Annotated in this window: 11 protein-coding genes; 5 read left to right on the forward strand and 6 right to left on the reverse strand. The window is 67.0% G+C overall.

Annotated features, from left to right (window positions below; translation table 11 throughout):
- Window positions 1-511 precede the first annotated feature (511 nt).
- Window positions 512-1,423 (forward strand): 2-hydroxyacid dehydrogenase, encoded by a 912-nt coding sequence (locus EYR15_RS12375; RefSeq protein ID WP_245498290.1) that lies wholly within the window; start codon window positions 512-514, stop codon window positions 1,421-1,423.
- 158 nt (window positions 1,424-1,581) lie between these two features.
- Here EYR15_RS12375 and EYR15_RS12380 read toward each other — a convergent pair whose 3' ends face one another.
- The 6 genes from EYR15_RS12380 to EYR15_RS12405 form a co-directional block, all read right to left on the reverse strand.
- Window positions 1,582-2,889, reverse strand: a complete 1,308-nt coding sequence (locus tag EYR15_RS12380; RefSeq protein ID WP_131003873.1) for an NtaA/DmoA family FMN-dependent monooxygenase — start codon at window positions 2,887-2,889, stop codon at window positions 1,582-1,584.
- Between the two features lie 41 nt (window positions 2,890-2,930).
- Window positions 2,931-3,701: an ABC transporter permease gene (locus EYR15_RS12385; RefSeq protein ID WP_131003874.1), complete on the reverse strand. Its 771-nt coding sequence runs from the start codon at window positions 3,699-3,701 to the stop codon at window positions 2,931-2,933.
- Window positions 3,698-4,558, reverse strand: coding sequence for an ABC transporter permease (locus EYR15_RS12390; RefSeq protein WP_131003875.1), 861 nt, complete (start codon window positions 4,556-4,558; stop codon window positions 3,698-3,700). Before EYR15_RS12390 ends, EYR15_RS12385 begins: the two co-directional genes overlap by 4 nt.
- A complete protein-coding gene (locus EYR15_RS12395; protein ID WP_131003876.1) occupies window positions 4,558-5,613 on the reverse strand; it encodes an ABC transporter ATP-binding protein in 1,056 nt (351 codons plus the stop codon). Before EYR15_RS12395 ends, EYR15_RS12390 begins: the two co-directional genes overlap by 1 nt.
- A 13-nt stretch (window positions 5,614-5,626) precedes the next feature.
- Window positions 5,627-6,760, reverse strand: a complete 1,134-nt coding sequence (locus EYR15_RS12400; RefSeq protein WP_131003877.1) for an ABC transporter substrate-binding protein — start codon at window positions 6,758-6,760, stop codon at window positions 5,627-5,629.
- A 291-nt stretch (window positions 6,761-7,051) separates the two neighbouring features.
- Window positions 7,052-7,741: a TetR/AcrR family transcriptional regulator gene (locus tag EYR15_RS12405; protein ID WP_131003878.1), complete on the reverse strand. Its 690-nt coding sequence runs from the start codon at window positions 7,739-7,741 to the stop codon at window positions 7,052-7,054.
- A 188-nt stretch (window positions 7,742-7,929) separates the two neighbouring features.
- Here EYR15_RS12405 and EYR15_RS12410 point away from each other — a divergent pair, with 188 nt between their 5' ends.
- The 4 genes from EYR15_RS12410 to EYR15_RS12425 are packed head-to-tail and all read left to right on the forward strand — an operon-like array spanning window position 7,930 to window position 14,247.
- Window positions 7,930-9,966, forward strand: coding sequence for a hydantoinase/oxoprolinase family protein (locus tag EYR15_RS12410; RefSeq protein WP_131003879.1), 2,037 nt, complete (start codon window positions 7,930-7,932; stop codon window positions 9,964-9,966).
- Entirely contained in the window at window positions 9,963-11,630 is a 1,668-nt protein-coding gene (locus tag EYR15_RS12415; protein ID WP_131003880.1) for a hydantoinase B/oxoprolinase family protein, read from the forward strand. The genes EYR15_RS12410 and EYR15_RS12415 overlap by 4 nt, the downstream gene beginning before the upstream one ends.
- 2 nt (window positions 11,631-11,632) lie before the next feature.
- A complete protein-coding gene (locus tag EYR15_RS12420) occupies window positions 11,633-12,964 on the forward strand; it encodes a glutamine synthetase family protein (protein WP_131003881.1) in 1,332 nt (443 codons plus the stop codon).
- Window positions 12,952-14,247: an NAD(P)/FAD-dependent oxidoreductase gene (locus EYR15_RS12425; RefSeq protein ID WP_245498291.1), complete on the forward strand. Its 1,296-nt coding sequence runs from the start codon at window positions 12,952-12,954 to the stop codon at window positions 14,245-14,247. The genes EYR15_RS12420 and EYR15_RS12425 overlap by 13 nt, the downstream gene beginning before the upstream one ends.
- The last annotated feature ends 62 nt before the right edge of the window (window positions 14,248-14,309 follow it).

Here is a 14,309-nt window from a genome sequence, read left to right on the forward strand (position 1 = left end):
CCGCATGTCCGCGCCGCGATCTTGGGGGAGGCGCCGGAGGCCCGCGTCGTCGAGGGCGACATCTTCGGCGCCGTTGGCGCAGGGCTCACCATAGAAGCGGCACGGCGTTACGGCTAAGGCATTCGCGGCGACCTGCGCCGCACGGATTCTGTTCATCCAATGGGCCATGCCCCAGCTTCGGGCAGCCGCCTCAACCATAGCGCCTGCGTGCATTTTGAGCCTGCCACCAATCGACCGTTGCGTTTCAAGGTCGGCTGCTGGTCCATGCACTGAAGTCCGCTCTTGGCGCTAAGCGGCGGAACTGCTGGCAGCAGTTGGCGCTAAGCGGCAGTGAGTGCACGTCGAGAGCTGCCCTCCTTCCGACTGGTCCGTCTACTGTGGGTACTGTGGGGCTGCGTATGCTGCCTGTATCTTTTTAGCCGCGCAAGGACGCCCCGACGGTCCATGAGGTCCGTGCACGGCGGCACGAAGGCCAGATTGAATGTCTACGATCATTCCATTCCTCACGCGCATGCAGGCGGACATCGCAGCCGATTGGGTCGAGGCGCTGGCTGCGGCGATGCCGTCGTGTCGGTTTGTCCCGTTTCGCGATCTCTCGAGCGAAGATCGTCGACAGGCGCGCGTGGCCGTCGTCGCGGATCCCGAGCCTTCTGAACTGCTCGAACTCCCTTCGCTCCGCTGGGTGCAGAGCCTCTGGGCTGGGGTCGAGCGATTGATGAAAGAGGCTCCCAGCGACTTGCACGTCGTGCGTATGATCGATCCTATGCTGGCGCAAAGCATGGCGAACGCCGTCCTTGCGTGGACGCTGTACCTCTATCGCGACATGCCGCGCTACCGCGCGCAACAGGCCGCAAGGGTCTGGCGACAACACGCGCTGCCCGAGCAGAGCGACACGCCGGTCGGCATCCTCGGCCTTGGAGCGCTCGGCTCCGTAGCGGCTCAGTCGCTCGCCGCGCAAGGCTTCCCGGTTCTTGGCTGGTCTCGCAGGCTCGCGACGATCGAGGGCGTGACGTGCCTCAGCGGAAGCGACGGGTTGGAGCACCTCCTTCGAACCGCTCGCATTATCGTCGTCTTGCTGCCGCTGACCGATGATACGCGCGGCATGCTCGGCCGCGACGAACTGGCGCTTGCCCAGCGCGGGGCGGCGTTGATCAACTTCGGTCGCGGCTCTGTCGTGGACAGCGAGGCGTTGTTGGCGGCGCTCGATGCAGGACAGCTTTCACACGCGGTGCTGGACGTGTTCGACGAGGAGCCGTTGCCGGATGCAAGCCCGCTATGGGGCCACGAGCGCGTTACGATACTCCCTCACATCTCTGCGCCGACCAACATGCGGACCGCGTCGAAGGTCGTCGCGGCCAATGTCGGTGGTTTTTTGACCTCAGGAACCCTTCCTGCTGGCGTCGATCGCACACAAGGCTATTGAACCAAGCGCGTGTCATGGCGGGCGCGGCTGATACTCGACCTTGCCGAGACGGCTGCCGCCACGGCGCGCCTCCCTGCTGTTTCGCCGGACGGGCAGCCCTATTTCTGAAGAGGCCGCGCTGCCGTTGAGGATCTGGAGATCGGCGACGGTCGCTGAGCTCAGAACTCCTTGATCGTGTCACGCAGGTGCTCCTGCGTGTAGACCGTGCGCGTCAAGCCGCGCCGCTGCAGGGCGGGCACCAAGCCGTCGGTGACTTCGACGATGTAGCGGCGGCTCATCCTGAGCGATGGCGACGTGATCAGGAAGCCGTCGCCTCCGACCTCCTCCATGACTGCGCCCATCTTCTCTGCGACCTGGTCGGGCGTTCCGATCAGCTCGACCGAGGAGACCAGTCCGCCTGAAGCCTCGATCACCAACTGGCGCAAGGTCTTGCCGCTGCCCCACTGCGCGAACTTGTCGAGTGAGCCCTGCTCGCCGTTGGTGGTGAGGTGCGGCAGCGGCTCGTCGAGAGAGAACGTCGAGAAATCGATGTCGGTGACGCCGGCGATGAAAGCGAGGCTCTGCTCGATGAAGCGATCGGAGTTGATCATCCGCTCGTGCTTGTCGCGCGCCTCCTGCTCGGTCTCGCCGAGCGTGGGCGTGATGCAGAACACGATCTTGACGTCGTCCGGATCGCGGCCCGCTTTCTCGGCGCGGCCGCGGAGCTCCTCGCGGTACTTCTTCATGCCCTCGACGCCGTTGCCGACGGCGACCACGACGTCGGCGTTCTTCGCTGCGAAATCGCGGCCGCGCGGCGATCCGCCCGCCTGGAAAAAGGCGGGGCGCCCCTGCGGCGAGCGCACCGTGTTCATCGGCCCGCGCGAGCTGAAGTATTTCCCCTTGAAGTCGATCTGGTGGACCTTGCTGGCGTCGGCGTAGATCCCCTTCTCGCGGTCCATGACGACGGCGTCGGGCTCCCAGGTCTCGAACAGCTGGCGCACGAGCTCGACGTATTCGTCGGCCATCTCGTAGCGAACCTCGCGCGGCGGCAGCACGTCCATGCCGAAGTTCTGCGCCGATTGGTTCTCGCCGGTGGTCACGATGTTCCAGCCGAAGCGGCCGCGCGAGATGTGGTCCAGCGTCGAGCACAGCCGCGCAAGGTGGAACGGCGCGTAGGACATGGTCGACATCGTGATGACGACGCCGAGATGGCGCGTCGCGGCGGTCATGAGGGCCGCGAGCGGCGCCGGGTCGTGCTTCGGCGCCATCAGCGCGTGCTTGAGATAGACGTCGCGCGAATGGCCGTAGGCTTCGGACACCATCAGCGTGTCCTCGACCATCATGAAGTCGAAGCAGGCGCGCTCGAGCGCCTTCGCCATCTCGACGTAGAACTCGCCGTCCCACGGCGAGCCGCCATTGGCGAAGGGCTCGTTCCACTCGTCGGGCGAGAAGCCGAGAAACCAGCCGAGATGGAATTTCTTGGTCATGACGACAGCCTCGTGCGGCGGGACAAACGAACCGGATCCGGCTAGCCGCGATAGCGCGTGACGTTGAGCCCGAGCGCGGTGATCGCGACCGAGACGGCGATGATGATCGAGCCGACGACGTTGATGCTGGGATTGAGGGTCGTGCGCATCATCCCCCAGATCAGGGTCGAGAGCGTGTTGCTGCCGGTCACAAAGAACGCGATCACGAAGTCGTCGAGCGACAGCGCCATGGCGATCAGCATGCAGCCGACAAGCGACGGGCCAATTGCCGGCAGCGTGACGGTGGCGAAGGCGCGTAGCGGCGACGCGCCGAGATCGCGCGCGGCTTCGACCGCCGACCCGTCCATGGTGGCAAGTCGCGCATAGAGCACGGAGGCCACGATCGGCAGCGTGAACAGCAGATGGCCAAGAATAGTCGCCGCGACGCCGAGCTTCAGCCCGATCATGTTGAAGAAGGTCAGCAGCGACAGGCCGAGCACCAGCGGCGGCAGCATCAGCGGCAGGCACAGCACGAGCAGGACCGCCACCGCCGCGCGTCGTTCAAGTCTGTCGAGGCCAAGCGCCGTGACGAGACCGACCAGCGTCGCCGCCGCCCCACAGCCGACAGTGATCTCGGCCGTGGTCCACGCGGCCGCCTGGAACTGCGGGTTGCCGGCGACGCGCGCGTACCAGTCGAAGCCGAAGGCAGGGATCGGGAAAGCGGCGCTGTTTGACGTCGTGAAGGAGAACAGGACGCACAGCGCGAGCGGCACCGCGAGGAAGACGAGCATCGCAAAGGCGTAAGCCCGCGGCAGAAGCCGGTCCCCGGTCATCGCGGCTGTAGTCCCTTGCGAAGACCGGCGCCGATCAGCGTCAGCAGGACAAGCGAGGTCCCGATCAGCGTGAACGACATCGCGGCGCCGGAGGGCGTGTTCATGCGCAGCCCGAACTGCGACTGGATGAAGTTGCCGAACATCGCGTTGCCGGGACTGCCCACCATGGCGGGCGTGACGTAGTCGCCAGCCGCCAGCAGGAAACACACGGAGAAGCTCGCCATAAGCGCGGGGCGCACCTGTGGGAGGACGATGTCCAGCATGACCCGGGAGCGGCTCGCGCCCATGTCGCGGGCGGCCGCGAGCTCGGTCTCGTCGACGTCGCGCAGCGCCCCGTAGAGCGGCAAGATCGCGAGCGGCAGGAGATAGTGCGTCAGGGTCACGACCACGGCGCCGAGATTGAAGAGCAGGAAGGACAGCGGCCGATCGATGAGCCCGAGGTTGATCAGCGCGGAGTTGATGATGCCGTCGGAGCCCAGAATGGTGCGCCAGGCGTAGATCTTGACGAGATAGCCGCCGAACAGCGTCGTCAGCGCAATCGCCAACATGAGATCGCCCAGCCTGCCGAGCGCAAACCGCACGGCGTAGGCGAAGAAGAAGGCAAGCGTCGTCGTGAGGCTGGCGACCAGTACGCCCACGCCGAGCGTGTAAAGCAGGACTTCGCCGTAGTTCGTGACGACGTCGAGATAATTGCCGGGCCGGAAGTCCGGCGTGACCTTGAAGGTGGACGCCTTCCAGAAGCTTTGGACGAAGAAGAACGCCAGCGAGCCGACGAACAGACCGAGAAAGATCGCCGCGGCCGGGAGCAGCATCAGAGCGGTCACGATTTGGCTCGAACCGATCTTCCGCGCCGTCATCAGGACGCGTCCAGAACAAGCTGGTCATCCGCTTTCCAGCCGAGCCGGATGCGCGCGCCCGGCCGGTGGGCCGCGGCGACGTGGCGACTTTCGACATGAACGAGCAGCGCGTCGCCGTTCGCGAGCGTGCAGTGCAGATGGGTGAATGGACCGAGGAAGATCAGGTCAGTCACCTCGGCCTCGAGGCTCACCCTCGCCGGTTCGATGGGCTCGAGCTCGAGCTGCTCCGGTCGCAGGACCACGCTGACCGCGCCGTCGCGGCCCGCATGCGCCAGGCTCGCCCCGCCGGCGAGCTCGATGCGACCATCACGCCGAGAGCCGCGAAGCGTGTTCGCCTCGCCGATGAAGCCGGACACGAAGACGTTGGCGGGCCGCATGTAGATGTCGCGCGGCGAGCCCTCCTGGACCACGGCGCCATGCTCCATCACCGCGACTCTGTTCGCGAGCGTCATCACCTCGCTCTGGTCATGGGAGACCAGGATGAAGGTGCCGCCGATCGCCTGGTGAAGCGCGCGCAACTCGCGGTGCATCGTCTTGCGGAGCTTGAGGTCGAGGGCCGCCAGCGGCTCGTCGAGCAGCAGGACCTTCGGCTTCAGGATCAGCGCGCGGGCGAGCGCCACGCGTTGGCGCTGGCCGCCGGAGAGCTCCGGCGCAGCACGCTCTGCGAGATGGTCGAGATGAACGAGCGCCATCATCTCGTCGACGGCGGCGTCCATGCGCGCCTTGGGCTCGCGACGTAGCTTGAGTCCGTAGGCGATGTTCTGGCGCACGGTCATGTGCTGGAACAGGCCGTAGTTCTGGAACACCATTCCCGTCGGGCGACGCTCAGGTCCCAGCCGCGTGACGTCCGCGCCGCCGATCTGGACGGTTCCGCCCGAGGGCTGGACGAAGCCGCCGATCATGCGCAGCAACGTCGTCTTGCCGCAGCCCGATGGCCCGAGGATGGCGAAGAAATCCCGAGGCTGAATGGACAGGCTCGTCGGCGCGACCGCGACATGGTCGCCATAGCGCTTCGTTAGTCCGTCCAGTTTTAGCAGCGGGACTTCGGCGGGCATCCGCAGATCCGGATCAGGCTTTCAGGAAGCGCTCATAGGCGTCGATCACCTCGTCGTAGGTCACATGCTTGCCGTCGCTCTCCATCGCGAACAGGCGCGGGTAAATGCGGGCATGCTGAAAGTAGGCGTCAAGGTTGTCGAAGTCGTAGAGCGCCTTCACCTCGTCGCTCAGCCCCTTCACCGCGTCGGCGTTGACGACTCCAAGCAGATTGCTGTTGCCGAAGGCGGTCTGGGCTTCGATGGCGATGGCCTGATCGACGAACTTGTAGTCGAGGCCGAGGTTCGGCGCGTTCTTGGCGATGTTGAAGGTGTCGACGAACGCCCAGGTGCCCTCGACTGGCTTGGCGATCCTCACCTCGACGTTCTTGGCCTTGCACCAGGAGACCATCGGCTCCCAGCCCATGATGATGTCGGCCTCGCCGCGGGTCAGCAGCTCGGCGCCGTCGCCGAGGCTCGCCGGCATCGCGCGCACGTGATCCTTCTTGAGCGCGATCAGCATCTTGATCGTCTCGTCGAGCTCGACCTTCGTCATCTGCGTCGGGTCTTTAATTCCCGTCGCGACCGGCGCCCAGACCAGGATGTTGGTCAGCATGTCGCTGAACAGCGCGACCTTGCCCTTGTACTGCGGCTTCATGAAGTCCTTCCAAGAGGTCGGCGCCTCCGGGACAGTCTTCGGATTGTAGAGCATCGCGCAGGAGCTGAAGGTGAAGGGCACACCATAGGACGTGCCGTCCGCCTCGCTCGACGCCATCTTCTTGAACTGCGGAAGCAGCTTGTCGAAGTTGCCCAGCCGCTTGGTGTCGAGCGCGGTCAGCAGCCCGGCCTCGCCCATGAGCGGGGCGTACATGTGGTTGTACGTCGTGAGGTCGACCGTTCCGAGTCCGCCGGAGCGGAGCTTAGTCGTCATGTCCTCGGATGTGTTGATGTAGGTCGTATCGAGGGCGGCGTTGTTGTCGGCGAGGAACGAGCCGACATGAAAGCCGGAATCGTAGCCCTCCCAGCCCACGAACGACACGCGCGTCGGATCGGCGGCGAACGCCTTCGAGCACGGTGCGCCGGCAAAGGCCGCGGCCGCGCCTGCCGCCGCGACGCCCTTCAGCACGCCGCGGCGAGAGAGCGGGAAGCTCCGGGACCATGGGGACTGCATGCTGCGCCTCCTTCGTTCAGACGGGCCAAAACGCGCGGTGGACGGCCCCTGTAGGCGGGGGACGGCATGGAGCGCTGCGTCGACGAGATCAGCTTCCCCCTCGATGCGTCAAGATTTTTGGTCGCCTGATCATAATCGTCAAGGAAAATCTGAGACGGAAAAGCATGTGGGCCCAGTCCTTGCTACCTTATGACAACAATTTGAGCAGTATTCTCGACCTCCTGGCCATCAAAGCGTCAAACGACGCTTCAAAGCGCGCTGACAGTTTTCGGTCGGCTGACCAACGATGCCTTAGGCTACGATCAAGCCGAGCGACCGGGCGAGCGCCTGCATGGAGTCGATCAGACCGCGCACCGCCATGCGCGACCGAGCCACGTCGGGATCGGCGAGTTCCTGCAGGATCACGCCGTCGATGCCGGCCATGACCAACTGGGAGAGGCGCTCGACATTTTCAGCCGCGCTCCGTCCGCTCGGCGCGTGGACGCCGAAGATGTCGACATGGGCGCGCACGTAGTCGCGGTACTGCCGTCGCGCCATCCATGGCGCGCCTTCGGTCCTCAAGGCATAGAGCGTGAGTTCGTACTGTACGATCTGGATCGCCATGTTGTCCTCGGCGAAGGCCCAGTCCGTAAGCAGCGCGCGCTCGATGCATTCGTCGAGGTCCCGTGATCCCGCGACGCCGCGTCGCAGGGTCTGCGCGAGCCGCGCGCCAAGCGCGTCAAGCACCGCGAGCAGCAGGGCGTCTTTGGTCTCGAAGTGATAGTGCAGCGTTCCCAAGCGGACGTCCGCCTTGTCCGCGATCTTGCGGGTCGTCGCGCCGATCACTCCATCCTCGCACAGTGCGAGCAGCGCGCCTTCGATCAGACGTTCGCGGGTTTCGCGCGCCTTCCGACCGGCGCGGCGGCCGGTGACGCCCCCGGCGGCCGGCGCCGGAGCGCGCGCCTCCGGTTCGCTGACGAGACTGTCTCTCTTGCCGGCCAAGCCTCGGCCCCCTGTCGACCGCGAACGGCCCCTCCGCTTCTATAGATCGATCGCGCCGCCGGCGCGACCGGAACGGCGCGCTCTGGGACACATATCTGGTCGCTTGACCAAAAGTTTGAAATCCGCTCTCCTCTGCGAGGCCCGAGAGACTGGCCGTTCACCTTCAAGGTCCCTCCAGGAGTCTTGCGATGCGCAGAATTGGCGTCGACACCGGCGGCACGTTTACGGATTGCGTGCTCGTCGATGACGAGGCCGGACTGCTGATGGTGGAGAAGGTGCCGTCGCAACCTGCGAGCCCCGACGCCGCGATCCTCACCGGCATGATGCGGCTGATCGAGCGTGCGGGGCTGAAGCCCGCCGACGTCGACGCCGTAATGCACGGCACGACGATCGCGACCAATGTGGTGATCCAGGAGACCTATGCGCCGGCCGGCGTACTCGCGACGTCCGGCTGCCGCGACGTCATCGAGATCGGCACGCAGCAACGACCGCAGCCCTACAACCTGCTGCACCCGCCGAAACCCGTGCTCGCGCCGCGCAACCGGCGCGTCGAGGTGCGGGGCCGCATCGCCGCCGACGGCGCCGAAGTCGAGCCGCTCGACGAGGACGCCGCGCGCGTAGCGATCCGGGAGCTTATCGCGCAAGGCGCCGCCTCCATCGCCGTCACCGGGCTGTTCTCCTTCGTGAACCCCGCGCATGAGCGTCGTTTGGCCGAACTGGTGCGCGAAGAGACCAACGACGCCTATTGCATCGCGTCATCCGACGTCTCCCGCGAACCGCGCGAGTATCCCCGCTTCGCCGCGACGGTCGTCAACGCCGCGCTCGCGCCCTTGCTCGACCCCTATGTCCGCCGCCTTCAGCAGCGGCTCGCCGATAGCGGTTTCAGCGCGGAGCTCTACATCATCCAGAGCAGCGGCGGCCTCGCGACGGCGCTTCGTTCAATGGGCGAGCGCGCGCACAACCTCGTGCTCTCCGGTCCCGCCGCCGGAATCGTAGGCGGCGTCGTGACCGCGGCGGCGTCGGGCTTGCGCAACCTCGTGACGCTCGACGTCGGCGGCACCAGCGCCGACATCGGCCTGGTGGCTGACGGCGAGCCGCGCCTCCGCTTCGACATGGCGCTTCCCAACGGCCTGCCGCTCCATGTGGCGAACCTCGAGATCGAGACCATTGGCGCCGGCGGCGGGAGCATCGCCTGGGTCGACGCCGGCGGCGCGCTGCGCGTCGGTCCGCAAAGCGCGGGCGCGCGGCCGGGGCCGGTCTGCTTCGGCCTCGGCGGCGCGGAACCGACGGTGACCGACGCCCAGGTCGTGCTGCGGAGGCTCAATCCCGCGGGGTTGCTCGGCGGCGGCCTGAAGCTCGACCGCGACAAGGCGTGCGAAGCGGTGGGCGTCCTGGCGCAACGGCTCGGTCTTGGATTGGAGCAGGCGGCGCTCGGCATCGTCGCCGTAATGGAGGCCAACATGGCGGGCGCGATCCTGCGCTCCGCCGCCCGGCACGGCGACAATCTGCGGGAGTTCACGCTCGTCGGCGCGGGCGGCGCAGGCGGCCTGAGCGCTGTAGCCCTCGCCGCGACGCTGCAGATCCCGCGTGTTCTGATCCCACCGCATCCAGGTCTTTTCAGCGCCGCGGGCCTGCTTTCGGCGGAACTGCGCCACGACCTCTCGTCGCCCCTCATGATCGATCCCGACGATCCGGACGTCGCGGCGATCACCAGCGTCCAGAGCGAGCTCGAAGACCGTGCGCTGCGTGACCTCGCGACCGACCGCATCCCGGCCGAGCGCCGCCGCTGCGACCACGCGTTGGACCTGCGCTATTTCGGCCAGGAATACGCCGTCACGGTTCCAACCGCGCCGGGCGAGCGGTTCGCCGAGGTGGTCCGGCGCTTCCACGAAATCCACGAGAAGACCTACGGCCACAGCGCGCCGGGAACGCGCGCCGAAATCACCGCCGCGAGGATCGTCGGCCGCAGCGTCGCAGACGGGCGTGCGCTGCCGCGCGCGACGCAGACGGACTCGGGTTCCGAAGGGCGTCGATCGGTGTGGTTCGAGGAGACGGGCGGCTATGCGGACACGCCCGTCGTTAAGCGCTTCAGCCTGCGCCCCGGCGACAGCGTCGCCGGCCCTGCGATCATCGAGCAGATCGACACCACCACGGTGGTGCCGCCCGGCTGGGCGGCTGTCGTCGACGAACGCGACTGCATGATCATCGAGGAGGTCCGGCCATGATCGATCCCGTCACGGTGGCGGTCATCGGCAGCGCGCTGAAAGCCTTGATCGGCGAGAGCGGAGACTCGCTCAGGCGCAGCTCGCACTCGCCGATCATCCGGGAGATGCTCGACTACTCCTGCGCTCTGTTCAACGCCAAGGGCGAAGCGGTCGCCGAGGACGCCAATATCCCGGCGCTGCTCGGCTCGATGACCTACGCCATGCCGCATCTATTGCGCGAAAACCCGCCGGAGACGATCGAGCCCGGCGACGTCTTCATCGGCAACGATCCCTATCGCGGCTGCACCCACACGCTCGACATCCACATCTTCGCTCCCGTCTTCGCCGAGGGCCGGGTGGTCGCGTGGGTCGGCAACCTCGCGCATCACAACGACATCGGCGGCACCAATCCGGGCACCGAAGGCTTTGCCAACCGTTCCATCTACGAGGAGGGCCTGCGCTTTCCCTGGGTGAAGCTCATCGAGGCCGGCCGCGAGAGCCTAGCGCTGCTCCGCTATTTCGAGAACAACACGCGCGACCCGATCGCGAGCCTCGGCGACCTCAGGGCGCAGATTGCGGCCGCCAAGCTCGGCGTGCGGCGGATGGATGACGTCATCGCTAAATACGGCGTCGCGACTCTTGAGGCCGCGATGGCCGAGCGCCTCGACCAGGGCGAACGCCGCCTTCGGAAGGTGTTCAGCGATACGCCTGACGGCGGCGGGTCGGCGGAAGGCTTCCTCGACAATGACGGCACGGGCGACGCGCCGGTGAGGATCGCGGTGTCGGTCGAGGTGAAAGGCGACGAACTGATCGTCGATTTCGCCGGCACGGACCCTCAGATGGCAGGCGGCATGAACTGCTCCCGAACCGCGACGCTCGCGGCGGTGATCTTCGCCGTCAAAGCGGCCTTCGATCCGGCGTCGGACCAGACCGCGGGAAGCCTGCGGCCCATCAAAATCGTGCTGCCGGAGCGCACGGCGGTGAACCCGGCCTTTCCGGCCGCGGTCAGCCTGCGCCACCTCGCGGCGCAGCGCATCACCGACACGATCATCCGCGCAGTGACGCAGTTCAAGCCGGACCTCGCAGTAGCCGGATCCTTCGTCGGCTTCTCGAGCCTCGCTGCAGAATGCCGTCATCCTCGCACCGGACTGCCGGTGGTGATGGCGGACGACCTCGGCGGCGGCATGGGCGGCAACGCGCTTCACGATGGGCTGAACGCCGTCGATCCCTATCTCGGCAATGTCGGCCTGCTCCCGATGGAGATCTGCGAGCGGCAATACCCGATCCGCATCGCGACGACCGAACTTGTCCCCGATTCCGGCGGCGCCGGCGAACGGCAGGGGGGGCTCGGCATCCGCCGGGTCTACGAGTTCCTCGACCGCTGCGACGTCGTCTTCTACACCGAGCAGACGAAGGGCGAGTTCGCGCCCTGGGGGGCGGCGGGCGGCGCGGCCGGGACGCCGGCGCGGCTGGTGCTGGAGCGCGCGAATGGCGAGCATGTGCCGATCACTAAGAACCGGCTGCTCGTCGACGCCGGCGACCGGCTGGTGACGATCACCGCCGGCGGTGGCGGCTGGGGCGCGCCCTTGGCGCGGTCCTTAGAGCGGGTCGCGCAGGACGTGCTCGAAGGCAAGATCAGCCCCGCCAGGGCGCGCGAGGCTTATGGGTTCGAAGGCGCCTCCTGATCATGAACAACGCGTCCGACCTTGGCGCTCTGCTGGAGGCGCGCCCGGAGATTGGCGAGATCGACGCCGTGTTCGTCGACCTCAACGGTCAGCTGCGCGGCAAGCGTCTCCCGCGCGCTGGCGCCGCTGAGGCGCTCGCCGCGGGGATTATGGTCCCGCAGGCTGTGATGGCGCTGACAACAGCCGGCGAGTGCCTCGACGCAGGCGGCCGCGGCCTGTCCGATGGCGATCCCGATGGCATGGGCCTCCCCGTCGCGGGCTCGGCGACGCTGCTGCCGTGGTCGCCGCGGACAGCGCAGGTGCTGCTGCGTATGCACACCTTCGACGGCGCGCCGTTCGGCTGCGACCCCCGCAATGTGCTCGACCGCGTCGTCAAGGGTCTGTCAGGCGCAGGCTTGCGCCCTGTGATGGCCTTTGAGCTCGAGTTCTACGTCATCGACCGCGAGCGGGGCCCCGACGGCGCGCCCCGCCTTCCGCTGCAGCTCTCCGCGATGCCGGCGGCCGCGCGCTCGCATGGCACGGCGGTCCTCGACGCGCTTGGGCCCTTGTTCGATACGGCGCGCGCCTACGCCGAGACCATGGGCGTGCGGTTGGGAGCGATTGGCGCCGAATCCGGCGTCGGCCAGTTCGAGATCAACCTGCATCACGGCGCCGACGCGGGCCACACGGCCGACGAGGTCATTCTGCTGCGGCAGATCCTGAAGGCCGCGGCGCAGGCGAACGGCCTCGACGTCACCTTCATGGCCAAGCCGTTCGCCGACCAGCCCGGTAACGGACTGCATCTCCACGTCAGCTTGCTCGATATGGACGGCCGCAACGTTTTCGCAGAGGACGCGACGCGGCTTGGTCACGCGATCGGCGGGATCGCGGCGCTTGCGCCGGCGGCTATGGCGATCCAGGCGCCGAACCTGAACTCATACCGCCGCTTCGTGCCCGGGACCTTTGTGCCGGTGAACCGCAGCTGGGGACGCGACAACCGTTCAGTCGCCTTTCGCGTGCCGATGAGCGCGCCGGCCGCGCGCCGAGTCGAGCATCGCATGGCCGGCGGCGACGCCAATCCGTTTCTGGTGGCGGCGACCGTGCTCGCCAGCATCGCGCACGGGATGGAGCGCCGCATCGATCCTGGGGCGGCCGCGACCGGAAACGCCAATCTGCTCGAGGATCCGGAGCTCCCGATGGATCTTCCGGCGGCTCTTGCCCGGTTTGTCACAAGCGCCGAGATGCGCCGCGCCCTCGGCGACGAGTACGTCGACCTTTACGCCGACGTTCGACGCAAGGAGCTGCGCGCGCTGCTCGGCTTTCACCTCCCGAAAGAATTCGAGTGGTATCTCTGACGCCGCCGGCCGCACCGGAGACCGCCTATCAGGCGACCTGCGACGCGCCGTCCCCGCAGCCCGCCCTGATGTCCAATGTGAAGGCTGACGTCTGCGTCATCGGCGCCGGCTTCACCGGGCTGTCCGCAGCGATGCACCTCGCCCGGGCCGGCCGCAGCGTGGTCGTGCTCGAGCGCGGACGGATCGCCGACGGCGCCTCCGGCCGCAATGGCGGCCAAGCGAGCGTCGGCATGCGGCTGAAGCAGGATGCTCTCGAGAAGATGGTCGGCGCGGAGGACGCCCGCCGCCTGTGGGACGTCGCGCTCGACGCGTGGCATCACCTACATGGTCTGATCGCCGAAGGCCTCGACTGCGAGTTTGCGCCCGGCGTGTTCCGCCTGGAGCACCGGCTGGATGCGGTCCCCGCCGCGCATCGCCACGCCGCGATGCTGCGCGCGCGCTACGGCTTCGACGCCCTGGAGCCGCTTGGTCCTGACGACGTCCGCCGGCTGATCGCGACCGACGCCTATCAAGGCGGCGTCTACGACCGCGTCTCGGGGCACCTGCACCCGCTCAAGCTTGCATTTGGTCTCGCAAGACTAGCGCGCGACGCCGGCGCGCAGCTCTTCGAGAATTCAGCCGCCACATCCGTCGATGAGACGGGCGGCGTTAGCATGGTCCGCACCCCCGCGGCGTCAGTTGAAGCGAAACGTGTGATCTACGCCGGCAATGGCATGATGACGGGCCTGGACGGCGGCATAGACGGCCACGTCATGCCCATCCGCAACTACGTTCTCGCCACCGAGCAACTCGCGCCGGAAGTCGCAGAAGGGCTTATTGCGCGCGGCGCTGCCGTCAGCGACACGCGGTTCGTGGTCTACTATTTCCGTGTCTCGCGCGATCGGCGACTGATCTTCGGAGGCGGCGAGACCTACAGTTACCGCGACCCGCGAGACGTGAAGACCTTTGTTCGCAGCCACATGCTCCGTGTGTTTCCTCAGGTCGCCAAGGCGCGCATTGACTACGCTTGGGGCGGCACTCTCGGCATCACGCGATCGCGAATGCCGTTCGTCCGGCGCGTTGGCGACCGCGGACTGGCCGCCGCCGGCTTCTCTGGCCGCGGCGTCGTGCTGGCGCCCTATTTTGGCAAGGTGCTCGCGGACGCCGTACGGGACCGCATGGAGACTTTCGATCTTCTTGCACGTCTGCCGATGAGCCGTTTTCCCGGCGGCGTGCCCCTGCGCGCTCCGATGCTCCTCGCCGGCATGAGCGCCTATAAGATCCGTGACCGGCTTGGTATCTGACCGAGCTGAATGTCCGGAATCGAGCGCAGCCCCCAAGGTCCGCTTCTGGCGCCAAACGGCTG

It is taken from the genome of Hansschlegelia quercus (assembly GCF_004310425.1).
GTDB lineage: Bacteria > Pseudomonadota > Alphaproteobacteria > Rhizobiales > Methylopilaceae > Methylopila > Methylopila quercus.